Origin of the sequence: Acinetobacter sp. YK3 (assembly GCF_001729365.1) — a bacterium.
GTDB lineage: Bacteria > Pseudomonadota > Gammaproteobacteria > Pseudomonadales > Moraxellaceae > Acinetobacter > Acinetobacter vivianii.
Map to the genome: position 1 here is coordinate 20,044 of NZ_LZPJ01000002.1, position 22,534 is coordinate 42,577.

General features: G+C 40.7%; 20 protein-coding genes and 1 tRNA gene. 9 read left to right on the forward strand and 12 right to left on the reverse strand.

Annotated elements, in window-relative coordinates:
* Nucleotides 1-81: 81 nt before the first annotated feature.
* Nucleotides 82-786 carry a Crp/Fnr family transcriptional regulator gene (locus tag A9Z07_RS00525; RefSeq protein WP_069576183.1) on the reverse strand — a complete coding sequence of 235 codons (705 nt, stop codon included), beginning with the start codon at nt 784-786 and terminating at the stop codon, nt 82-84.
* A gap of 106 nt (nt 787-892) precedes the next feature.
* Between A9Z07_RS00525 and A9Z07_RS00530 the strand changes: the two genes are divergently transcribed.
* Entirely contained in the window at nt 893-1,426 is a 534-nt protein-coding gene (locus A9Z07_RS00530; RefSeq protein ID WP_004771756.1) for a DUF962 domain-containing protein, read from the forward strand.
* Between the two features lie 135 nt (nt 1,427-1,561).
* Nucleotides 1,562-2,131 carry a hypothetical protein gene (locus A9Z07_RS00535; protein WP_069576186.1) on the forward strand — a complete coding sequence of 190 codons (570 nt, stop codon included), beginning with the start codon at nt 1,562-1,564 and terminating at the stop codon, nt 2,129-2,131.
* Nucleotides 2,132-2,219: 88 nt separating this feature from the next.
* Here the strand turns inward: A9Z07_RS00535 and ychF are convergent, their stop codons facing one another.
* The 7 genes from ychF to A9Z07_RS00570 form a co-directional block, all read right to left on the reverse strand.
* A complete protein-coding gene (ychF, locus tag A9Z07_RS00540) occupies nt 2,220-3,311 on the reverse strand; it encodes a redox-regulated ATPase YchF (protein ID WP_004771759.1) in 1,092 nt (363 codons plus the stop codon).
* Nucleotides 3,312-3,405: 94 nt separating this feature from the next.
* Nucleotides 3,406-4,065 (reverse strand): methionine ABC transporter permease, encoded by a 660-nt coding sequence (locus A9Z07_RS00545; protein ID WP_004771760.1) that lies wholly within the window; start codon nt 4,063-4,065, stop codon nt 3,406-3,408.
* The gene (locus A9Z07_RS00550; protein WP_069576188.1) at nt 4,046-5,116 is read right to left on the reverse strand and encodes a methionine ABC transporter ATP-binding protein; all 1,071 of its coding nucleotides are present in this window, start codon (nt 5,114-5,116) and stop codon (nt 4,046-4,048) included. The genes A9Z07_RS00545 and A9Z07_RS00550 overlap by 20 nt, the downstream gene beginning before the upstream one ends.
* 11 nt (nt 5,117-5,127) lie before the next feature.
* Nucleotides 5,128-5,958: a MetQ/NlpA family ABC transporter substrate-binding protein gene (locus A9Z07_RS00555; protein WP_069576190.1), complete on the reverse strand. Its 831-nt coding sequence runs from the start codon at nt 5,956-5,958 to the stop codon at nt 5,128-5,130.
* Nucleotides 5,959-5,993: 35 nt separating this feature from the next.
* Complete coding sequence (locus A9Z07_RS00560; protein WP_069576191.1) at nt 5,994-7,406, reverse strand: LLM class flavin-dependent oxidoreductase; 1,413 nt, start codon at nt 7,404-7,406, stop codon at nt 5,994-5,996.
* Nucleotides 7,406-8,629 (reverse strand): SfnB family sulfur acquisition oxidoreductase, encoded by a 1,224-nt coding sequence (locus tag A9Z07_RS00565; RefSeq protein WP_069576192.1) that lies wholly within the window; start codon nt 8,627-8,629, stop codon nt 7,406-7,408. The genes A9Z07_RS00560 and A9Z07_RS00565 overlap by 1 nt, the downstream gene beginning before the upstream one ends.
* 13 nt (nt 8,630-8,642) lie before the next feature.
* Complete coding sequence (locus A9Z07_RS00570) at nt 8,643-9,854, reverse strand: SfnB family sulfur acquisition oxidoreductase (RefSeq protein ID WP_069576193.1); 1,212 nt, start codon at nt 9,852-9,854, stop codon at nt 8,643-8,645.
* A 359-nt stretch (nt 9,855-10,213) separates the two neighbouring features.
* On the opposite strand from A9Z07_RS00570, the gene A9Z07_RS00580 reads away from it, so the two are divergent.
* A complete protein-coding gene (locus A9Z07_RS00580) occupies nt 10,214-10,984 on the forward strand; it encodes a glutathione S-transferase family protein (RefSeq protein WP_005257103.1) in 771 nt (256 codons plus the stop codon).
* 459 nt (nt 10,985-11,443) lie between these two features.
* Nucleotides 11,444-11,914 (forward strand): Lrp/AsnC family transcriptional regulator, encoded by a 471-nt coding sequence (locus tag A9Z07_RS00585; RefSeq protein WP_004771770.1) that lies wholly within the window; start codon nt 11,444-11,446, stop codon nt 11,912-11,914.
* A gap of 44 nt (nt 11,915-11,958) precedes the next feature.
* Here A9Z07_RS00585 and A9Z07_RS00590 read toward each other — a convergent pair whose 3' ends face one another.
* Nucleotides 11,959-12,708, reverse strand: a complete 750-nt coding sequence (locus A9Z07_RS00590; protein ID WP_004653079.1) for a YebC/PmpR family DNA-binding transcriptional regulator — start codon at nt 12,706-12,708, stop codon at nt 11,959-11,961.
* Between the two features lie 142 nt (nt 12,709-12,850).
* Nucleotides 12,851-13,396 carry a 1-acyl-sn-glycerol-3-phosphate acyltransferase gene (locus A9Z07_RS00595; protein WP_032863876.1) on the reverse strand — a complete coding sequence of 182 codons (546 nt, stop codon included), beginning with the start codon at nt 13,394-13,396 and terminating at the stop codon, nt 12,851-12,853.
* A 277-nt stretch (nt 13,397-13,673) separates the two neighbouring features.
* Between A9Z07_RS00595 and A9Z07_RS00600 the strand changes: the two genes are divergently transcribed.
* From A9Z07_RS00600 to A9Z07_RS00620, 5 genes are all read left to right on the forward strand, one after another.
* Nucleotides 13,674-13,750, forward strand: a tRNA-Ile gene (locus A9Z07_RS00600).
* A 192-nt stretch (nt 13,751-13,942) separates the two neighbouring features.
* Nucleotides 13,943-14,833 (forward strand): LysR family transcriptional regulator, encoded by an 891-nt coding sequence (locus A9Z07_RS00605; protein WP_050560179.1) that lies wholly within the window; start codon nt 13,943-13,945, stop codon nt 14,831-14,833.
* A 159-nt stretch (nt 14,834-14,992) separates the two neighbouring features.
* The gene (mdlC, locus tag A9Z07_RS00610) at nt 14,993-16,573 is read left to right on the forward strand and encodes a benzoylformate decarboxylase (protein ID WP_069576195.1); all 1,581 of its coding nucleotides are present in this window, start codon (nt 14,993-14,995) and stop codon (nt 16,571-16,573) included.
* 43 nt (nt 16,574-16,616) lie between these two features.
* A complete protein-coding gene (dld, locus tag A9Z07_RS00615) occupies nt 16,617-18,308 on the forward strand; it encodes a D-lactate dehydrogenase (protein ID WP_069576196.1) in 1,692 nt (563 codons plus the stop codon).
* 46 nt (nt 18,309-18,354) lie between these two features.
* Nucleotides 18,355-19,485 (forward strand): alpha-hydroxy-acid oxidizing protein, encoded by a 1,131-nt coding sequence (locus A9Z07_RS00620; protein ID WP_069576197.1) that lies wholly within the window; start codon nt 18,355-18,357, stop codon nt 19,483-19,485.
* A 92-nt stretch (nt 19,486-19,577) separates the two neighbouring features.
* Here the strand turns inward: A9Z07_RS00620 and A9Z07_RS00625 are convergent, their stop codons facing one another.
* Together A9Z07_RS00625 and A9Z07_RS00630 are read right to left on the reverse strand one after the other, a co-directional pair.
* The gene (locus tag A9Z07_RS00625; RefSeq protein ID WP_069576198.1) at nt 19,578-21,047 is read right to left on the reverse strand and encodes an aldehyde dehydrogenase family protein; all 1,470 of its coding nucleotides are present in this window, start codon (nt 21,045-21,047) and stop codon (nt 19,578-19,580) included.
* A gap of 4 nt (nt 21,048-21,051) precedes the next feature.
* The gene (locus A9Z07_RS00630; protein ID WP_004771781.1) at nt 21,052-22,380 is read right to left on the reverse strand and encodes an MFS transporter; all 1,329 of its coding nucleotides are present in this window, start codon (nt 22,378-22,380) and stop codon (nt 21,052-21,054) included.
* Nucleotides 22,381-22,534: the final 154 nt, after the last annotated feature.

A 22,534-nucleotide genomic window follows, 5' to 3' on the forward strand; every position in this document is an offset into this window, starting at 1 on the left:
GTCTTTTAATTTAGCGTTAAGTTTAAAAGCATATTGCAATCCAGACCTTAATCGTTAAGACACAATTGCTACCTCTTAATCTTAGGTTTTTAGATCACTCACTGTTGCGAATTGTCTTAATCTGTCCAGATCAATTACTGTAATTTTCTTGAATCCTAATTGAATCACCCCTTGCTTTTCAAACTGGTTCAGTTCGTGGTTGATCGTTTGTCTGGAGACGGTCAGCATATTGGCCAGTTGATCCTGAGAGATTTGAATATTCAAGTCCTGAATCGTTGAACGGTTGCCATATCCTTCCAGAATAAATAACAGACGCTGTGCCAAACGTTGGCTAATGCTTTGGGTTTGAATCGCGATTTGCTCTAAAAATACGTAACGTAGTTTTTGGCTGGTGAGCAGGGCAAAGTAATACCAGTAATAGGGATTGTTTAGCAAAAAATCATTGAGCGCTTGGGCTGGAATTTGCAGTACGACACTCTTTTTTAAGGCAATGGCATCATGCGAACGGGGTTGCTGGTCAATCAGGGAAATTTCACCAAACCACATGATCGGCTCAGCAATGGCGGCAATCGCTTCATTGCCATTCACATCGATATATCCCAGGCTAATCGAACCTTCCAGCACGCCATATACGCCATCAAAGCGATCTTGAGCATGAAAAACTGCCGCATTTTTCTCAACGCTGTACTTTTTGCCATGCTCGATAATAAAGTTTTGAAAAGGTTCAGCTAAATGGCGGAACCATAAATTTTCTTTTAAATGCTGAATATAAAGCGGCTCTAACACGATTTTTCCTTGTTTAAAAAGACATCCATTTGTCAGCTACATGACAACTTGATCACGCTATTTCTTATAGATTAACAGCATAAACGAATGATATGAGGAAAGAAAAATGACAAATCTGGAACGTTTACTGAGTCAATATGCAGCTTATCACTTAGATCGAAATAATATTGTGACTCATTTTGTGGGAATTCCTTTAATTGTATTTTCCATTTTATGCTTAACGGCCCGTGCTGGCGTAGAAATATCGGGTGTTTCAGTCACATTAGCTTCCGTGCTGATTGTACTCAGTATTCTCTATTATATTTCACTAGATAAGCTGTTTGGCATCCTGATGCTGATCATCATGATCGTTGCCTATCCCTTCGCTGTAAAAATTGCCGCACTACCTATGTGGAGCTGGCTGGGCGCAAGTATTGGTATTTTTGTCGTGGGTTGGGTGTTTCAGTTTGTCGGACATTATTTTGAGAAGAAAAAACCAGCCTTTGTGGATGATCTAATCGGTTTGGCCATTGGCCCTTTATTTGTTTTGGCTGAATTTGTTTTCTTACTGGGTTTCCGTAAGCCGTTGCATCAACGGATTTTAAAAGAAGCACAAATGAAACGTGCTGAAATGGATATGAAGCCGCAAACAGTCGCTTGATGAGCTGGACTCATATATACAAGGCCAAGTTAATCAAACTTGGCTTTTTCATTTATTGGATTCAAAGATTCTAAAAGACTCATTCAGTTGTTAAGCTATCACTATTCAAATGTGGTGGTCAGAATTAAAAAACACATGACAGGAATTTACGAATATTGGTCATTACCTTGCAAATTAAACATTAAATGTCCCGCATGTCAGGCTAAGGCGGATTTTGAATTTGCCCGATTGGCGAAGATTCCGCTGAAAAAAGATGTCGATTATTTTCAGCAGCATGTAGATTTTGAATATGCGCGTTTTCAGGATGCTTGTGGCGGTTTCTGGCATGCTGCATTTTATTATCCGAATCTTTCTAATGGTATTGACCAGATCCATGACTTGCCAGAGGGCTATGGTTCAACGGCTTGGAGTACACGCTATTCAGTGCAAAGTCGGGGTGGGGTGATATGTGAATCTTGTGGTTATCAGCAGAAACATGAATTGAACTGGCCGAATGATGCCTATTATGTGGTGCTGTATCGGCAACAGCCTTTATGGGCCTTTCACCGTGAAGCTGCAATCGAGCTCTATCATTATTTGAGTGAAGCCTTACGCGACCATAAAAAATATCGTTATTCGTTCTTTTTATTGCATATTCCCACACTCTTCAAGCAGAAAAAAGCACGGCAACATGTGATTCAGCAATTGCAAAAATTATTGAGTTAATAGGCTGTTAAAGTTGCGTTATCTTTGAGCAAATAAAAAAAACCGCCAATAAGGTCATTACTGGCGGTTTGGAAATCAAAAAACTGATTTATACGTTAAAGCGGAAGTGTAATACATCGCCGTCTTGAACAACATAGGTTTTACCTTCTAAACGCCATTTTCCTGCTTCTTTGGCGCCATTTTCACCGTTATATTGAATGAAGTCGTCATATGCCACACATTCAGCACGGATAAAGCCTTTTTCAAAGTCAGTGTGAATCACACCAGCGGCTTGTGGCGCAGTTGCACCGACTTTAACTGTCCAAGCACGAACTTCTTGTACGCCCGCGGTGAAATAGGTTTGTAGGCCAAGTAATTTATAACCTGCACGAATCACCACGTTTAAACCTGGCTCTTCCATACCCATTGCTTCAAGGAATTCAGCACGATCTTCATCTTCAAGTAATGAAATTTCTGCTTCGATCTGGTTGCAAAGCGGTACAACAATCGCATTTTCTTCAGCAGCCAATTTTTTTACTGCGTCAAGATGTGGGTTATTTTCAAAACCATCTTCTGCCACGTTGGCAATGTACATGGTTGGTTTAAGCGTCATTAAACCGAAACCACGAACTGCTTTACGTTCGTCATCAGAAAGGTCAGCCGCACGTGCTGGTTTGCCTTCATCAAGTAAAGGCTGAATTTTTTCTAAAACTGCTTTGGTTGCAACTGCTTCTTTGTCGCCGCCTTTTGCTGCTTTAGTTAAGCGTAATAATGCTTTTGCAACGGTATCAAGATCCGCAAGTGCCAGTTCAGTGTTGATGGTTGCGATGTCATCTAATGGGTCAATTTTACCATTCACGTGAATGACATTTTCATCTTCAAAACAACGAACTACGTGTGCAATGGCATCTGTTTCACGGATGTTGGCAAGGAACTGGTTACCTAAGCCTTCACCTTTTGATGCACCTGCAACAAGACCTGCGATATCAACGAATTCCATTGTGGTTGGTAAAATACGTTGTGGTTTTACGATTGCAGAAAGTTTGTCCAAACGTGGATCTGGTACGGGTACGATGCCTGTGTTCGGTTCAATGGTACAGAACGGAAAGTTTTCAGCAGCAATGGCTGCCTTTGTTAATGCATTAAATAATGTAGATTTACCTACGTTTGGCAGACCAACAATACCGCAATTAAAACCCATGAAACCACTCACAAATGTGTAATATAAAAATTGCTGCTGATTTTACATGAAAGCCATGACAAAGTCATGGCTAGAGCGGATTATCAATTCGACATTAAACTTTGCGTTTATCGAACTGTTGGGCAATATGATCACCTGTGGTTTGAACCAGCATCACCAAAACAATCAGTACCACGATCACCGCCAGCATGACTTGCATATCAAAACGCTGATAACCATAGCGGTAGGCAATGTCTCCGAGCCCGCCTGCTCCGATCGCACCAGCAATGGCTGAAGAACTGATCATGGTCACAATGGTCACGGTAAAGCCTGCAATGATGCCTGGTAATGCTTCGGGAAGGAGTACGTGCCAAAAAATCTGTTTGCGGTTACAGCCCATGGCTTGTGCGGCTTCAATTAGACCTTGATCGACTTCGCGTAAGCTGACTTCTGCAATACGGGCAAAGAAGGGAATTGCGGCAATGGTTAAGGGTACAATTGCAGCTAATACGCCATAGCTTGTTCCGACAATCCAGCGGGTAAATGGAATCAATGCCACCATTAAAATCAGGAAAGGGACAGAGCGGGTAATGTTAATGACCCAACCTAAGGACTGATTAATTTTCTTGGACGGATAGATGCCAAAATCTGCGGTACTCACTAAAATCAAGGCAATCGGTAGGCCAATCAAAAAGGCAATAAAGGCAGAAACCCCTACCATGACTAAGGTATCGATAGTGCCTGTTAACAATAGATCAATGAGTTGATTGTACATAACCGATCACCTCAAGTTGTGTAATGGCAGGATGTTGTTCAAATTGTGCATCATTTAAGTCAAATCCGAGATGACCAATGCCAATCACCAGTGAGCCAATGGTTCGCTGTTGAATAGTATCTACCTGACTATGATAGACCTGAACGGGGCTATTAAAACTGCCCAGCAATTCATACAGATCAGGAACCGATTTCGATTCACTTACATATTTGAGTTTTAAAATCTGCTGTGTGCTGTGCTGATCAGCAGATTGGCTCAGTTCAAAGGGTAAATTCACCTGTTCAAAATTGAGTAATTCTTGCGTGATCGGTTGTTGTGGATTCGAAAATACCGACCAGACTTGCCCAGACTCGATGATTTCACCATGATCAATCACCACCACTTGATCGCAGATTTCCTGTATGACCTGCATTTCATGCGTGATCAAGACAATGGTTAAACCCAAGTCTTGATTGATCTGTTTTAACAAAGCGAGGATATTGGCGGTACTTTCGGGGTCGAGTGCCGAGGTTGCTTCATCACAGAGCAGAATTTCAGGCTGAGAAACCAAGGCACGGGCAATACCAACACGTTGTTTCTGCCCACCTGAAAGTTGGGACGGATAATCCTGATGCTTGGCACTTAATCCAACCAGCGTCAGTACATCATTCACCCGTTGTTCAATTTCAGCCTTGCCATAACCCGCAATACGTAGCGGTAAAGCCACATTTTCCCACACTGTCTTTGCAGACATTAAATTGAAATGCTGAAAAATCATGCCAATTTTTTGTCGTGTTTTGATCAGTTCAGCATGACTCAACTCAGCAATATTCTGCTGGTGAATCAAAATACTGCCTGTATCAATCGCTTCCAGACCATTCAAGGTACGGATCAGTGATGATTTACCCGCACCACTTTTTCCGATAATACCGACAATCTGCGCTTTAGGAATATCGAGGTTAATGTCTTTTAAGGCATGTAAGCGTTGGCCCTGTACTTCATAAAATTTATTTAAACCGCGTATTTTCAGATGGGGAACTGAAAAATCGACCTGTGAACCAAAACTCACCATCATTGTTCTCCTTATTTCCAACCAGGGAACCAGAGCGTTGGGCCGAAATCGCTGTCTAATGCGGCTTTGACCTTCGGCGAGTTTTGATAAATCTCGACAAATTTCTGTAGCTTGTTGTCTTTGTCCTGATAGTCATCACGCACCACAAATAAAATGGCATAACGCTTATTGGTGTTGTCATCAAACAGTAGGGCACTTTCAGGATCAGCCGTTTTAGCCAAGCGTAAGTAATGTGGATAGCCAAAAGCTAAATCAACATCATCAATCGCACGTGCAGTTTGAGGGCCTTCAACTTCGGTAAATTTCAGATTTTTCGGATTTGCAGTAATGTCTTTTAGTGCAGAAAGATGATTGTTGCTGTCTTTCAGTTCAATCAGCTTAGCTTGTTGTAAAAGCAGTAGGGCACGGCCTTGATTCACGGGATCATTGGGGATGGCAACCGTTGCGCCATTTGGAAGTTCATCAAAGCTTTTATATTTTTTCGAATACAGTCCTACATGAGAAGCCGCACCCGCAGCAAAGGATTTTAGCTTGAAGCCAGTTTCCTTAATCGCATTATCCAAGAAGGGTTGATGCTGGAAAAAGTTCGCATCAATGTCACCATGATTTAAGGTAATGTTTGGCGTATTCCAATCGGAAAATTCCACCAATTTCACATTTAAACCCTGTTGTTTGGCTTCATCTACAGCGACTTGTAGTGGATGTGCAAAAGAAGGGCTAATCCCAATCACCAATTCACTGCTACTACTGTGTCTTTGTTTATTCCAGATGAATAACGCGATAATCGCGATAACAACGACAAGGCCAATACCTAACCATTTTTTTGAGGCAGTTTGAGCCATTTATTTCTCCAATTCTATTCTTAAATGTTTAAATGCTAAGCACTAATTTCTTCAATTCTTTTTAGATCATCTATGTTGTTATGCGTTCTACATCGGAACTGATCTGCAGGATGGCTTGCGGCTAAATGATCGCCTTGAGCAAACAGTTTGTTACGCAGTGAACCTGTTGCATATTCAGTTTTATAACGTCCACGTTGTTGTAACTCTGGAATCACCAATCGAATAAAATCATGATGTGATTCAGGGGCAACGGTACGGGTCAGGTTAAAGCCATCAATGCCTGTCTGATCAAGCAGCTCAATCAGATATTCAGCAACTTCAGTACCATTGCCGACGATGAGAGGATAACGTCCACCGAGAACATGTTGGGCTTTCAGGTCATTTTTACTGATACGCTGTTCTTTAAATTTTTCATTGACGGAAGCAATGCTGTTGCTTTTTTGATAGGGGATTGCCTCATCATCAGCAAACTTGGCAAGGTCAATACCGACTGAGCTGGCATAATGGGCTAAACCTGCTTCTGGGCTGGCATATTGGCGATATTCAGCCAGTTTTTGCTGTGCGAGTTCGTGTGTTTCAGCGACAACAACAGTAATCCCGACAAAGATCTTAATGCCATGTGCATCACGACCTTGTTGCGTAGCCTGCTGACGTATTTTATTAACTTGCTGACGAATCTTCTCAGGTTGATCACCACCAATAAAAATACATTCTGCATGACGTGTAGCGAACTGTAATCCTTTTGGCGAAGCACCGGCCTGAAATAAAGTTGGGGTGCGTTGTACTGATGGCGCCACCTGAAACACACCTTGGCTTTGGTAATATTGACCTTGATGATTGATCGTGTGGACTTTGTTTGGATCAGTAAAAATACGCTGTTGCTTGTCTTTCCTTAAAGCATCATTTTCCCAAGAACCTTCCCAATATTGATAGCAAAGTTGTAAAAACTCCTCGGCCTGATCATAACGCGCATCATGATCTTTTAAGCCTTTTTGTCCAATCAGGCGTTCAGCACTATCCAGATAACCTGTGACAATATTCCAGCCCAGACGACCTCGGGTTAAATGATCAAGACTGGCAAAACGGCGTGCAAATTGGTAGGGCTGTTCATAGCTGAGATTGACAGTCACGCCAAAGCTTAAATTCTGTGTCACCAAGGCCATTGCCGAAATCAAGGTCGAAGGATCATGACTAGGCAACTGGATCGACTCTTTTAAGGTCAGATCGATCCCATTTTGGTAGACATCATAAACGCCCGTAATATCTGCGAGGAATAAACCATCAAACAAACCTTGTTCTAAGGTTTGTGCCAATTCAGTCCAATAATTCAGCTCATTAAAACGATGTGATTGATCGCGTGGATGCGTCCATAAGCCATGATTGATATGGCCAACACAGTTCATATCAAAGGCGTTTAGTAAAATTTTCTTTGGGAGATTTTGACTCATCACAGCGTCCCCCGGCGTGGTGGTAAGATACCGTTCAGGACATAATTGCCAATAAAGTAATATTTCCAGCGCGCGGCATCGTGCAAGGTATGTACACGTGCATTACGCCAATGACGATCGAGACCATCAGCACGTTGACTACCGCGGCTGCCTGCCAATTCAATGAGTTTTGATGATGCTTTTAAGGCGATTTCTGTACTATGCGCACGAACTTTGGCGACATCAATTGAGGCTTTGGCTAAGTTCTCTGCATTGAGTTCCTGCTTAGCGATATCAACTGATTGAGCTGCTTGTTTGAGTAGGAGTTCACTGGCTTTAACATCAGTTGCTACGCGACCCAATTCAGACAGTGTTAATGGATCTTGAGTTGCGGACTCAATATTGGCATCAATCCAGGGACGCGCCACACGCACGCGTTGTAATGTTTCCTCAAATGCAGCACGGGCAATCCCAACCTCAATCGCAGCATGCATGATTTGCGCAAAGGGGCCAACCAAAGACAGTTGTTTAAACGCGGTATCAAAAGGAATCACATCTTCTTTGGCAACAAAGACCTGATTAAACTTGACTGTGCCACTACCTGTGGTGCGTTGACCAAAACCAGACCAGTCATCAATCAGCTCAAGGCCTTGGCTGTCGCGTTGTACAAAAGCCAGAAACTCATTACCCGCTTCATCCAGCACTAAGGTTGGAATACGATGGGCGAATAAACTGCCTGTGCAATAAAACTTTTCCCCTTGAATCAGATAACCGTTTTCGCTTGGAATCAATGTGGTTTGCTTATGCGCAGAAGTACGTGTTTTAAATTCAGCCAGTGCATTGCCAAAACGAGCGCCTTGTAAAACTTCTTGATAGAGATGTTTCTTTTGTGCGTCTGTGCCTGTATTACGCAGTACTTCCAATGCGTAGAAGTGATTTTGTGGAATTTGCCCAATCGAACCATCCGCACCACTAAATAGGGCAATGACTTTGGCTACGGTGAGGCTGGAAACCTCTGCACCGCCATACTGTTTAGGTACGGTAATTGCCCATAAACCTGATTGGCTATACGCTTCGATTTCTGTAAAAGGTAAGTCCCGATTTGCGTCGCGTTCCACTGCATTTTGCTTAAACTGCTGACTCAGTTGGGTCGCAATATCCAGTGCTTCTGCATCACTCTGAATAACATGTGCTGCTTTAAAATGAGTTTTGGCAAAACCTTGTAATTCTTGATATGAAGTCATGATGATTTACTCCTTAAATCCAAGCATGGCGGGCAGGGTGCGTACCATTGAGGTAATAGTCACCAATGGCATGGAATTTCCAACGCACAGGATCGTGTAAGGTATGCACACGGGCATTGCGCCAGTGTTGATCAAGATTATGCTGGCTCAGACTGGCACGGCTGCCGCCAAGTTCCAGTAATTTTTCTGAGATATGCAGGGCCGCATCATTGGCATAGATTTTTGCTTCAGCTACCAGAATCGAGGCATGTGCAGCTTGCTCGGCAGAGATTTCCGTGAGTTGATCCAGTTCATCCAGATATTCGGCAGCATCATCGAGTAATAAAATGGCTGCATCGAGTAAGATATTGAGTTTGCCAACTTCTTGCAGGGTGTAATGTTCTTCACTGGCTTTTTCTACCCCTGAATCGATGATCGGTCTTGCCTTACGGATGCTGGACAACGTGTCATCAAATGCCGCTTCTGCAATGCCTACATCAATCGCGACTTGTAGCAATTGTGAGTAAGCACCACGCACATTCGGCGTATCGGCAATAATGCGTTCATCAAAAAATAATGAAGGATCAACCTCAACATTGTTTAATTTAACTGTGCCGCTGGCAGTGGTTCGTTGCCCAAAGCCATTCCAGTCATTAATCACTTCCACGCCTTTGGCATGACGATCAACAATTACCAATACGGTATAACCTTCAGGATGGAGTGCGCGGATGGCTAACCAGTCTGCAAAGCTAGTTCCTGTGGAGTAAAATTTTTCACCGTTTAAAAAATATTTATTATGTTCAAAATTTAGCTTCGTTTGAATGGCTTTGGTATCTCTAGAATTTTTCTCAGGGCCACCATTGGCAATGCGTTTGCCGGCAAGAATTTCAGAATAGATAAATTGCTTTTGTGAATCTGAACCTGTGATATTGATAAAATTTAAAAGACCAAACTGGTTTTGTGGAATTTGTCCGACATTGGCATCGGCCTTAGTTAAAATACGAAATACATGTGCCAAAGTTTTGTTGGAGACAAATGCACCGCCATATTGTTGCGGCACACGGATTCCACCGAGACCTTTTTGGCTAAATTGAACGATTTGTTCGGTGGGTAAGACACGATTTTGATCTCGATTATTTCGATCTTCTAATGCAAAGTCAGCAACTTGATAGGCAGCATTAATGGCCTGCTGATCATTTGAAATCAGTTGTACTTGCGCTTGGATCACTGATTGATTACTGGACATGTGAGCACCTCTAATAGATAAGAGGAACTTTACAAAAGTTTTACTTTTCCACTAAACCATCAGTTATGGCTTAGTTATCACAATAATTCTTAAGCATTTTTTATGGTAAAAATAACAAAAAAATGAATATTAAATTTCCAGTTAAAATAATGGGTTATGATTATTTGGACTTGAATGAACGGTACAAAAAATCTTTTGCTATGAAAGAAATGAATAATCTCACCAAGAATATTGATAAAGAAAACTTCGCCAAAATTAAAAAAGATAGGCAGAAAAGGACATTGTATTCATTAGCTTTTACTTCTAAAGTATGAAAAACCTTATGTTTGATCGAGTAGAAAAATAAATCTGGAGAGTCTATGCGGGTTTTATACCAATTTCCTTTATCTCACTATTGTGAAAAAGCTCGCTGGTTGTTAGATCATAAGGAGTTGGACTATGTTGCACATAATTTGATTCCTGGCTTCCATCGTGCATTTACTTTCCTAAAATCAGGGCAATATTTATTGCCAATGTTGAAGGATGATAAACACTGGATTGCTGATTCCACCCAAATCGCTTTATATCTTGATACGACATATCCTGAGCATGCGTTATTAAGACGTGATGAGCAGTTACGTGAGCAAGCCTTAGAGATTGATAAGCTTGCTGATGAGTTAGGTGTGCATGTTCGTCGCTGGTCTTTGGCCCATGCATTATCAGTCGGTGATCATCCACTTGAAATCATGATGGGTGAGCAGGGCTATTTACGTCAGTTTGAAAAAATTTCTAAGCCGATCTTAAAAAGTCTGGTTTCAACCAATTATAAGTTGAGCCCTGAAAAAGTCGCGCAATCCAAGTTGCGTATGACGGAACTGATTACAGATCTCAACCAACGCCTGATCGATAATCAAGGACGTTATCTGGTCGGTGACCGTTTAGGTCTGGCCGATATTGCAGTCTGTTCAATTCTCGCGCCTTTATTAGTGATTAAGGGAACGCCGTGGGAATTGGAAAATGACGATATTGAACAGTTTAACGGTGAACTGAAACAGTATTATGACTATTTATCCGACTTGCCGCTTGGACAATATGTACAGCGCATTTATGCCACTGAGCGTAATGCACGTGTCGACTGGCGTGGTTTATAAATAATTTTTCTGTAAAAAAGCCCTGATTGAAACAGTCAGGGCTTTTTTATGAGAAAGAAAATAGAAAAATTGCCAGAAAAGTAAAAAATTATTGGTGAATAAAATTAATTTTTAAAAGAAAATTCGTTTTAAGCAGAAAATAGTAGAAATAATTACCAAATTTACTTTAAAAAAACTGAAAAGAGGGAAATAATTGTAAAAAGGCTTTGTTATCTTATGTTTCAGGGTGTGATGGGGATCGAAACGAGTTGTTCAACTATTGGGAGATCAGTTGAACAGTTGCTCAAAAGGTCTTGTTTCGGCTTTGAGACAAAGATGAACCAAAAGTTTATCGGAATCATGTTTGCGTTATCCATGCAGCATCGTCAAAAGTTAAACGAATGTTTTCCCTTGACCCTTAAAAATTACTGAGTGTAGACAGTTCCGAAAAAACGTAGATAAATTATGAGGACTGTAAAAATGGAATTGGACCGTTTTGATAAACAAATTCTAGAAATTTTAACCCATGAAGATGTCAATCTGAATGAACTATCAGAACGTATTAATCTTTCGGTCAGTTCAGTGCATCGCCGTATTAAAAATCTGATTGAATCCCAAGTGATGGGACAGCTCAAACGAGAAATTAATTTTAATAAGCTGGGGTTTAGCCTACATATTCTGTTGCAGGTTTCATTAAGTAAACACGACAGCGAAACTTTTGATAAGTTCTTACAAGAACTAGAAGATATTCCGGAAGTCACCAATGCATTTCTAGTAACAGGGCAGAGTGCTGATTTTATTTTGGAATTGGTGGCCCGTAATATGGATGACTATAGTGAAATCTTGTTACGCCGTATTGGTAAGATTGACAGTGTTGTGGCGCTGCATTCAAGCTTCGTCATTAAAGAATATAATGTTTTTAACTGCTATAAACTTTTAAACAAGCTATAAAAAAATGCATCTAAAAAGATGCATTTTTTACTCAGCAGAAATGTTTAAGCATCAAGTTGCGTTAAAACATCTTCAGAGAATTCAACGTTGGTATAAACGTTTTGAACATCATCAAGATCTTCAAGCATATCGATCATTTTCATGATTTGTTTCGCTTGATCAATATCATTGATTTCAGCTTTAGTTGATGGGCTCATTACAACTTCGGCATTGTCAGATTTTAAACCTGCTGCTGTAAGTGCATCCTGAACATCACCAAAGCTCTCTGGGCTGGTGATTACCAAGATACTATCTTCATCGATCTCGATATCATCAGCACCCGCTTCTAAAGCGACTTCCATAACTTTATCTTCTAAAGACACATCTTCAAAAGAAATTTCGCCACGTTTAGTGAACAGGTACGCAACCGAACCATTGGTACCCAAGTTACCATTGGTTTTAGAGAAACAATGGCGAACGTCTGGAACGGTACGGTTCAGGTTATCTGTCATTGTTTCAACAATAACGGCAACCCCACCAACACCATAACCTTCATAGGTTACTTCTTTTAAATCATCATTATCTTCGCCGCCAGCACCACGCTGGATCGCACGGTTAATGGTGTCACGTGTCATATTCACAGAAAGTGCTTTTTCGACAACAGCACGTAAACGTGGGTTGCTTGCAGCATCTGGTCCGCCTAAACGTGCAGCGGTTACGATTTCACGGATATATTTAGTAAAAACTTTACCGCGACTTGCATCTTGTTTAGCTTTACGATGCTTAATATTGGCCCATTTAGAATGACCCGCCATGGAAGTAACTCCAAAAAATTAAAACTCAAAAAAGTGCAGGAATATTAGCATAGCGAAGGTTTTGTTGAAAACTGCCCTAACTCATATTCAAAATTTAAAATCTTGATCAAGCATCAAAGATTGATCAAATAGATTGAATCAATTAATTAATTTTTACATCAATATCGTATTCCGCATACAGCGCTTTGATTTTTTCCAGATCTTGCTGTAGATCGGTTGGGTAGATTTTACCCAAGATGCCGCCTTGTTTGGTACGTGCATTGGCATACATCAGAATGATGGGCACATTGGCAGCTTTGGCGATATGCCAGAAACCGGTACGGATCGGTTTACGCGCCTCACCATCTTTAGCGCGGGTTGCTTCTGGTGCAATGACCAAATTAAAACGCTCATTCTGGTTAAAAAGCTCAACCATTTGCGTGACAATATCTTTACTGGCTTTACGGTCAACAGGGATACCGCCTAAATGCTCTAAAATAGGCTTTAAAGGGCCTTTGAATAATTCTTTTTTAATTAGTGTATGAATTTTAATCTCTAAAATTTCAAATAAAGCCAGAGAGAGGATGGTATCGAGATTGGATGTATGTTCAAAACCGATAATGACTTGTTTCTTTTCTAAGATTGCTGGATCAACGTTATATTTCCAACCTGTTGCTTTAAAAATAGATTTTCCTAAAAACTTTTTCATATCCGTGATCATTCGCAATGTGAGGTCGCAGTGTAATACGAGTTTTGAGGAAAATACATATCCGAAAAGTTCAGATAAGAGAAATCTGGGTGGCTTTTAAATGATCAAAACCGTGCAATATTTGCTTTACTCATTATATAGAGATCAGATAGAATCAGCGCAGTTTATGATTTTTAACACTATTTTGGTGGTTTGATAAAATCATCTGCTTGTAATTTAAGTTAAATTTAACTAAGATCAGGCAGCATTGATCATATCGATATGATTGAAATTTATAGGGCCTATAGCTCAGTTGGTTAGAGCAGCGGACTCATAATCCGTTGGTCCCGTGTTCAAGTCACGGTGGGCCCACCATATATATCAAGCACTTACATGCATTAATTGTAAGTGCTTTTTTAATGCTTAAATTTATGTAATCACCATGTAAGCAGATTCACTTTATTAGCATCCTCAAACAAAAGATCGATTAAAAATATCTTCGCAAGGGTTGACTCTACTATCGCTAAAAGCTTAGTTTTCTTGAGACTACTATTAGCAGTATCTATGATGATTGATCTCAATTTAGTAAAAGTATTTATAACAATTTACGATACGCAAAGTGTCAGTATCGCAGCAGAGCGCTTGAATATTACACAGCCATCTGTGAGCCATAATTTGTCGAGATTGAGATATATATTTAAGGATCAGCTATTTACAAGAACAAAAGATGGCATGATTCCTACAGCGTATTCAACTCAGCTCTATGAGTCTTTAAATCAGCCATTCATTGATATTGAAAATACGATTAGTAAAGTCACCAATTTTGATATCGCCAATAGTGAACGCTGTTTCAAAATTGCGTTAACCGATATTGGGGCAATGTACTTTTTGCCAAAAATCTATGAAAGTCTGGAAAAAATAGCACCCAATATTTCTCTGGAAGTCGTTACTGTGGATATGAATAAGCTCACGGACTGGCTGATTACGGGAAAAGTTGATGCTGCGATCTGTAATAGAAATTTAGAAGATAGAAATTTAAATACCCTGAGATTATTTCAAGAAAAATATGTCTGTTTGCTCAGTAAAGATATCCAGCTAGTCAATCATCAGTTAACGCTGGAAACCTTTTTAAAAGAAAATCATGCAGTTGTTTTGGCATCTACAGGACATAACCTGATTGAAAACTATTTAAACCAAAAAGGTCTGCGACGTAAAATTAAATTAAGGGTTCCTCAATTTAGTATTTTGAATGAACTGATTGAAAAGCATAATCTCATTGTGACTGTACCCATGAGAATTGGTGCTTTTTTTAAGTCAAATACCAATATTAAAATTTATGACCTGCCATTTGAGTTACCTGAGATTGATGTCACCTTACATTGGTATAAAAAAGCTGGCGATATAACGGCTCAGAAATGGTTTATTGATTTCTTACAGGATACGCTTTCGCAGAGCTGACTGAATGATTGAGACTTTTCGTTTTCGCTTAAAGGTTATGTTGAACAAAAAGTTACTCTACATAGATGAGGGCTATAAGAGATAATATTTATTATTAATTTGATCTATATTTTGGCTGATTCTAAGATTTGTAGTGAATCACACAATCAAGGAAATATTGTGAAAACAGTTCAGCAGTATACTTATGATATTTTAAGAAAAAATAAAATTAACAAGGTGTTTGGAAACCCTGGTTCGAATGAGCTTCCTTTCTTAAAAAATTTTCCAGCTGATTTCCAATATATCTTAGGTTTACATGAAGGTACGGTGGTTGGTATTGCCGATGGTTATGCTCAGGCAACAGGGCAGCCTGCATTTGTAAATTTACATTCAGCGGCAGGAACAGGCAATGCAATGGGGGCCTTAAGTAATGCATGGAACTCGCATACGCCTCTAGTGATTACATCGGGGCAGCAAACCCGTGCCATGATGGGGGTAGAAGCTTTATTAACCAATTTAGAAGCAACCCAATTACCCAAACCTTTGGTGAAATGGAGCCATGAGCCAGCAAGTGCCAATGAAGTTCCGCATGCGATCAATCGTGCTATTGATCTTGCAAAAACTGAAGCTGCTGGGCCTGTGTATGTCTCCATACCTTATAGTGATTGGGATATAGAGGTCGATGAACAAAGTGAGCATTTATTAAGGAAGAATGTCGTATCTTCACAATGTTTATCCGATCATGATTTAAAAACAATTGCTCAAAAAATTAATTCTGCTAAAAAAGTTGCTGTGGTTCTCGGAACAGATGTTGACCGTCAATATGCAAATGAAAATGCACTTCAATTTGTAGAATCCTTAAATGTTCCCGTATGGATTGCACCGTCTTCACCGCGCTGTCCTTTTCCAACCATGCATCCTTATTTTCAGGGAATCTTGCCAGCAAGTATTGCGGGGATTTCAGCAATTTTTAAAGATTATGATTTGGTACTGGTTTTCGGTGCACCTGTATTTCGCTATCACCAATATGAACCTGGGCTGTATCTCGGAGAAAATACCGAATTAATTGCTTTTAGCTGTGATATTCATGAAGCTGCCAGAGCAGCAATGGGAATAAGCTATATTTGTGATTTAAAGGATAGTTTGGCGCGTTTAAGTCAGGTGGTAGAGAAAAAACAAGGTGAGGTTACGCCTCGACCACGGGCTAAATTGGCAGAACCTAGCCAAGGAAATTATATTAAGCCAGAACGATTATTTGATTTGCTCAATGATCTGGTGCCTGAGGATACGATTTTTACCAATGAATCTACCTCAACCATGAGCATTCTCTGGGAGCGCTTGAATATTAAAGGGCAAGGTAGCTATTTCTTTGCTGCTGCAGGTGGACTTGGATTTGGTATGCCTGCTGCTGTAGGGATTCAGTTGGCACATACACAACGTAGAGTTGTAGCGATTATTGGCGATGGTTCCGCCAATTACAGTATTACGGCATTATGGACTGCCGCTCAATATAAAATTCCTGTTATTTTTATTGTTTTGAAAAATGGAACCTATGGTGCATTACGTTGGTTCGCTGATGTTTTAAAAGCAGAAAATGTCCCTGGAATGGATGTGCCTGATATCGATTTTACTCAGATTGCACAAGGTTATGGTGTTGAGGCGCATCGCATCAGCAATGATGAGGAATTTATTAACCGATTTAAACAGGCGCTTGCCTCTGATCAACCGACTTTACTGGAGATTGTCACAGTAGAAAATTAACGGCTCGAGGCATATTTAAAATTACAAGATAGGATGCTGTTACATGCAAGAAAACCCAGTTATTGATGCATTTCGAGATTTGCTTAAATCCCGTCAGATTTTGCTGAAAGAATCTGCCAAAGCCCCTTATTTAAAAGGATTTCGGATTGGAAAAGGTGATGCAATTGCTGTGGTCATTCCTGAAACCTTATTGGAACTATGGAAGGTATTAGAGATTTGTGTGCAGCATGATGTCATCATGATCTTGCAGGCATCGAATACTAGTGTAACGGGCGGAGCTACGCCTGATTTAAATAATTATGACCGTGATGTGGTAGTCATAAGTACGAGCAAATTGAAGGGTTTGCAATTGTTGGAGCAGGCAACACAGTTAATTGCTTTTCCTGGTACCACGTTAACAGAGCTGGAAAATGCGTTAAAACCTTATGGTCGTGAACCTCATTCAGTTATCGGTTCTTCTTGTATTGGTGCCTCAGTCATTGGCGGTGTTTGCAATAACTCGGGAGGTTCTCTGATTCAAAGAGGGCCTGCATATACCGAAAAATCTCTATTTGCCCAAATTGATGAGAATGGAAGTTTAATTCTCGTCAATCATTTAGGCATTGATTTAGGTGCTACACCCGAAGAAATTTTCCAAAATTTAGAACAGAAAAACTATTTAACCGCGCACTCACAACATTGGGAAGGACGTATCTGGGCAGATGATTATGCCGCAACCTTAAGAGATACGACTTCTGCAATGCCAACAAGATACAATGGCAATCCTGAATATCTACATGACAGTGCTGGATGTTCGGGTAAATTAGCGGTTTTTGCTGTGCGTTTACCGACTTTTGCCGCAGCTGCTGAGGCAAGTACCTATCTGATAGGGAGTAATGATGAAGTGCAGTTCATTCAATTACGTAAATATTTATTAGAACATTTATCGGAACTGCCTATTCAAGCTGAATATATTCATAAAAATGCATTTGAGATGACACAACGCTATGCAAAACATATGTATAAGGCGATTGATATCTGGGGTGCTGAGAAAATCCCGAATTTATTTGCATTTAAATCAAAGATTGATCAATTTTTCAAACAAGTTCCTTTCTTGCCTAACAATACTGCTGATCGCTGTATTCAGTTGTTTAATCGTCTTTCGCCGTCATGGATTGAGCCGCGTATACAAGAATTTCATCAAAAGTATCAGCATTTATTGATGATTAAGATTGATGCACAACAGAATGACGAATTGCAAAAATTATTAAATGATTTCTTTACTGGAAAGAAAGCGCATTTTTTTCTATGCGATAAAAAAGAAGAAAAGAATGTATTTCTGATCCGTTTTGCTGTCGGTGGTTGTGTTGTTTACTACTGCGAAAGTCGATCAATTGATCCGAATCAGCGTTTGGTGTCGTTTGATGTCGCATTTAGACGAAATGACCAACAGTGGTTAATTCGTTTACCCGAGCATCTACAAAAACAGGTGATGATGGAAAGCTGCTGTGGGCATTTCTTTTGTCTGGTATCACATCAAGATTATCTGCTTAAAGATGGTGTGGATGCCAAACAATTTAAAAATGAGGTTCTCTCTTATCTCGAGGCACGCGGTGCAAAATATCCAGCAGAACATAATGTTGGTCATCTCTATCAGGCTTCGCCAACGTATCAGGCGCATTTAAGGCAACTGGATCCGACCAATAGTTTCAATCCTGGTATTGGTAAAACCAGTAAAGCGAAACATTGGCATTAGAAAACCACAAGGATCTGTCTAAAAAACCAATAGAAGGGAAACTGTTGTGTCACGTCAATTCATCAATGTTGAAGACTATCGACGTCAAGCGAAAGCTCAACTGCCACGGATTATTTTCGATTATTTAGAGGGTGGTGCTGAGGATGAAAAAGGTCTGCAGCATAATCGATCCGTTTTCGATCAATGGCGATTTAAGCCACAGCGTTTCGTTGATATCAGTCACCGTGACATTTCTTGTGAACTCTTTAATAAGAAATGGGATGCGCCTTTTGCAATTGCACCCACAGGTTTAAATAGCTCCTTTTGGCCTAAAGCAGATGCTTTACTGGCAAAAAGTGCAGCCCGCGCGAATATTCCTTTCATGCTCTCGACAGCTTCAAATATGTCGATTGAAGACGTTGCTCAAGCATGTGATGGTGAAAAGTGGTTTCAGCTCTATGTTGTACACGAAGAATTAGCAGTTCAAATGGTTCATCGAGCGCTAAAAGCGGGATATACCACTTTGGTCATTACTCTGGATGTTGGAGTAAATGGCTATCGAGAACGAGATATTCGTAATGAGTTTGCGCTTCCGCTACGATTTTCACCAAGTTTGGTGCTGGATGGTATGTTGCATCCTGCTTGGTCATTGCGATTTCTTCAACAGGGAATGCCACAATTGGCTAATTTTGTGACTTCGGAGGCGCAGAGTCTGGAAATACAAGCTGCGTTGATGAGCCGTCAGATGGATACCTGTTTCAATCTGGAAAGTTTAAAAAAGCTTCGTGATATCTGGCCACATACTTTATTGGTCAAAGGTATTGTTCGTCTGGAGGATGCTCAAAGCGCCATTCAATGTGGTGCAGACGGGGTCATTCTTTCCAATCATGGTGGACGCCAACTCGATTGTAGTATTTCTCCGATGGAAGCCTTATACGATATTTCCAGTTCTATTCATCAACCCATCTTTATCGATAGCGGTTTTAGACGTGGTTCCGATATTGTCAAAGCCTTATGTCTGGGAGCGAATATGGTATGTTTGGGCCGTGCGACTTTATATGGGCTGGCTGCAAAAGGAGAGGTTGGGGTTAATGAAGTGATTGCATTGTTAAAACAGGATGTCGATCGTACTTTGGCACAAATCGGATGCCCATCGGTAAAGCAACTGGATACACGCTATATTACCCGAAGCTCATAAATTTAGAGGTTCAAGCCGTTTAATAAAGTACTCAGCGAGCAATAAAAAACCTAACTGAAGCGTTAGGTTTTTTATTGTATTTAAAGGAATGTTTAAAGGGGATATTGAATCCCTTTATCTAAAATACTGACCCATTGGCGCTGACTGAATTCATCAAAATTTGCTGGCCCGCCGAAGCGCCCACCATATCCTGATTCCCCCATTCCTCCAAACGGGACATGATATTCATTGTTGACGGTTTGGTCATTGATATGAATCATGCCGCTTTTAATGTCCTTAGCTAAGTCATAGGCCCAAGCGGTGCGCGCCGTATGAATGGCAACAGCTAGACCATATTTAGATGAATTTACGATTTCAATCGCTTCTGCAATATCATCAAAAATCAGGATCGGTGCGACAGGGCCAAAAATTTCATGTGTAAAAAGAGGATTGTCTTTACTGATATTGGTCACAACGGCTGGATGGAAGAATAATTGATTTCCTTGACCACCGCATTCCAGAGTCGCGCCTTGTTCAACCGCAGTTTCAACCATACGGCAGACTTTCTGATGCTGATTGGCATTAATTAACGGGCCCAATTGAGTTTCTGGTGAAGACGGATCGCCAACCTTGAGAGATGACGCCTTTTCTTTTAATTTTTGAATATATTCATCTGCAATACTGCGATGTACTAAATGGCGACCTGTTTGCATGCAAATTTGCCCTTGATGCAGAAAACTACCCCAAACGGCATTGTTTACAGCAGTATCAATATCTGCATCTTCGCAGATAATCATGGCGTTATTACCGCCTAATTCCAGCACACATTTTTTCAATTGTTTGGCACAAGATTCAGCAATTTTTTTGCCTACAGCGGTTGAGCCAGTGAAAGAAATCAGATTAACAAGCGGATGATTTACCAATGCTTCACCGATCTCACTTTCGCCGCTGATTACCTGAAAATTCCCCTCAGGTAATCCTGACATCTGGAAAAGCCACGCCAGCAAGGCTCCACCAGTAACATTACTAAATTCTGAAGGCTTAAGAATTACGCTATTACCCATTGCCAAAGCAGGTGCGATTGAGCGAATGGATAGCAATAAAGGGAAATTCCACGGCGAAATGACACCTACAACGCCTAAAGGAACACGCTGCCAGACGTTTGTTCTGCCTGGAATGGAAGATGGGAAAATTTCTCCTGCTGCTGCCATCGGCATGGAGGAAGCCATATATAACTGTTCTATGCAGGCATTCGCTTCCCAGCCAGCTTTTAACAATGTTGAACCACACTCCTGAACATTCCAGTCAATGAAGGTTTGAATATTCTCTTCAAAAAATTGCGCTGCTTTTCTGAGTATCTTGGCACGGCTTTCAAAGCTGGTATTTTTCCACGATTTTTGTGCTTCTACAGCGATTTCGACGGAACTGTTCACGTTATCTAGTGAGGCAAGTTGCACAGTTGAGATCATTTCGCCTGTTGCTGGATTGATAATGTCTCTTGATAAGTTATTTGTTTTAATCCAGTTTCCCTGAAAAATATATTCTTTCCAAATCTGTTCAACAATATTGGCTTGAGTATTCATCGTATTATCCTTTAACGATTTGTTGTACTGGGTTTAATTTCTGATGTGTAAAGAGGGCGATCGTAATTGCACCGATGATGCCGGGAATAGCAAATACCAAGAAGTTTTGCTCAAAAGGAAGATTAAGGGCGAGCAAGAAGCCACCAAATAATGGGCCAGCAATTGCGCCAAAACGACCGATGGCAGCGGCAAAACTGACGCCTGTGGAACGAATATTGGCAGGATAAAAATCTGCTGCGAGTGCATGTATCACCGCCATTGAGCCCACAGTTGCACCGCCAGCGATAATCAATAACAGGGTCAGAATGAGCTTGGGTGGATGAAAGCCGAGGCAACTAATCGATAGCGCAGCCAATATGTAGCCTAAAACAAGCGTTTTCTTGGCACCAAGTTTATCGGCAATGACGCCAAATACTAATGTCCCTAAAATTGCACCGATATTGAGTGTGACCAAAAAAGTAATACTAGAACCTAAAGAATAGCCACCAACATTCATAAGTTTTGGCAACCATGTATTCAGGCCATAAACCATTAACATCACCATCGCAAAGCTAGACCAGATCAGGAACGTCCTGAATGCTTTGCCTTCGGTAAATAGGCCTAGAACAGGGTTCTTCTGGGTATTGCTTGTCATCTCAACCACATAGTGCATTTGAGGTTGATGGATGTGATGAGGATTCAGCTTTTTTAATGTCTGGACGACTTCAGTCTGACGATTTTTATGAATCAGGTAGCTGATGGATTCAGGAAAGGTTTTCATCATAAAAGGGACGATGACAATACTGCTCCCCGCAATCCAAAAGGCAATTTTCCATCCAAAAGTAGAGATCAAGAACAAGCCTGCCAGACCTGAAATAATTGCGCCAACGCCATAAAAGGCGAGAACAAAATTGATTAAGCGGTTGCGATGAGTACTTGGCGACATTTCCTTCACGATCGTGACCAGATTCGGAACTGCCCCCCCTAAACCCAAACCCGTTAGAAATCGGCATATAAAAAAACTGATGACATCATGGGTAAAGCCATTCATGGTGACAGCAAGGCTCGACAGAATCGTACAGGCAATAATGACGTTTTTACGGCCAAATTTATCAGCTGCCATGCCGAGAGTAATCGCACCGACCATCATACCCATTAATGATGCTGCGCCCAGCAATCCTGCTGTCTGGGGGCTAAGCTGCCATTCAGTCATCAAATGAGGTAATACCGAACCGTAAATAACCAGATCATAGCCATCAAAAAGCATAATGATGGAACACCAAAAAACCAGAATTTTATGGTGCTTATTTAATGAAGCTTGATCAATCAACCTTGCAGCATTGATATTTTGCATTGAGTCCTTCCTTTGGATAATGAAAAATTTCCTTTTCAGTTATTTTCCTTTAAATTTTAATAACATGTCGAACTCATCCTTGAATTCTTGTTTTATAGCGCTCAATGTTAAGCTTAGATTTATTAGTAGTATTGATCAAATTGATAAATAATAT

Bases quoted from the DNA above. Each gene is read 5' to 3' on its own strand.
- A9Z07_RS00530 (WP_004771756.1), top strand. From the start codon at position 893: ATGACAAATCTGGAACGTTTACTGAGTCAATATGCAGCTTATCACTTA.
- A9Z07_RS00535 (WP_069576186.1), top strand. From the start codon at position 1,562: ATGACAGGAATTTACGAATATTGGTCATTACCTTGCAAATTAAACATT.
- ychF (WP_004771759.1), bottom strand. From the start codon at position 3,311: ATGGGTTTTAATTGCGGTATTGTTGGTCTGCCAAACGTAGGTAAATCT.
- A9Z07_RS00545 (WP_004771760.1), bottom strand. From the start codon at position 4,065: ATGTACAATCAACTCATTGATCTATTGTTAACAGGCACTATCGATACC.
- A9Z07_RS00550 (WP_069576188.1), bottom strand. From the start codon at position 5,116: ATGGTGAGTTTTGGTTCACAGGTCGATTTTTCAGTTCCCCATCTGAAA.
- A9Z07_RS00555 (WP_069576190.1), bottom strand. From the start codon at position 5,958: ATGGCTCAAACTGCCTCAAAAAAATGGTTAGGTATTGGCCTTGTCGTT.
- A9Z07_RS00560 (WP_069576191.1), bottom strand. From the start codon at position 7,406: ATGAGTCAAAATCTCCCAAAGAAAATTTTACTAAACGCCTTTGATATG.
- A9Z07_RS00565 (WP_069576192.1), bottom strand. From the start codon at position 8,629: ATGACTTCATATCAAGAATTACAAGGTTTTGCCAAAACTCATTTTAAA.
- A9Z07_RS00570 (WP_069576193.1), bottom strand. From the start codon at position 9,854: ATGTCCAGTAATCAATCAGTGATCCAAGCGCAAGTACAACTGATTTCA.
- A9Z07_RS00580 (WP_005257103.1), top strand. From the start codon at position 10,214: ATGCGGGTTTTATACCAATTTCCTTTATCTCACTATTGTGAAAAAGCT.
- A9Z07_RS00585 (WP_004771770.1), top strand. From the start codon at position 11,444: ATGGAATTGGACCGTTTTGATAAACAAATTCTAGAAATTTTAACCCAT.
- A9Z07_RS00590 (WP_004653079.1), bottom strand. From the start codon at position 12,708: ATGGCGGGTCATTCTAAATGGGCCAATATTAAGCATCGTAAAGCTAAA.
- A9Z07_RS00595 (WP_032863876.1), bottom strand. From the start codon at position 13,396: ATGAAAAAGTTTTTAGGAAAATCTATTTTTAAAGCAACAGGTTGGAAA.
- A9Z07_RS00605 (WP_050560179.1), top strand. From the start codon at position 13,943: ATGATTGATCTCAATTTAGTAAAAGTATTTATAACAATTTACGATACG.
- dld (WP_069576196.1), top strand. From the start codon at position 16,617: ATGCAAGAAAACCCAGTTATTGATGCATTTCGAGATTTGCTTAAATCC.
- A9Z07_RS00625 (WP_069576198.1), bottom strand. From the start codon at position 21,047: ATGAATACTCAAGCCAATATTGTTGAACAGATTTGGAAAGAATATATT.
- A9Z07_RS00630 (WP_004771781.1), bottom strand. From the start codon at position 22,380: ATGCAAAATATCAATGCTGCAAGGTTGATTGATCAAGCTTCATTAAAT.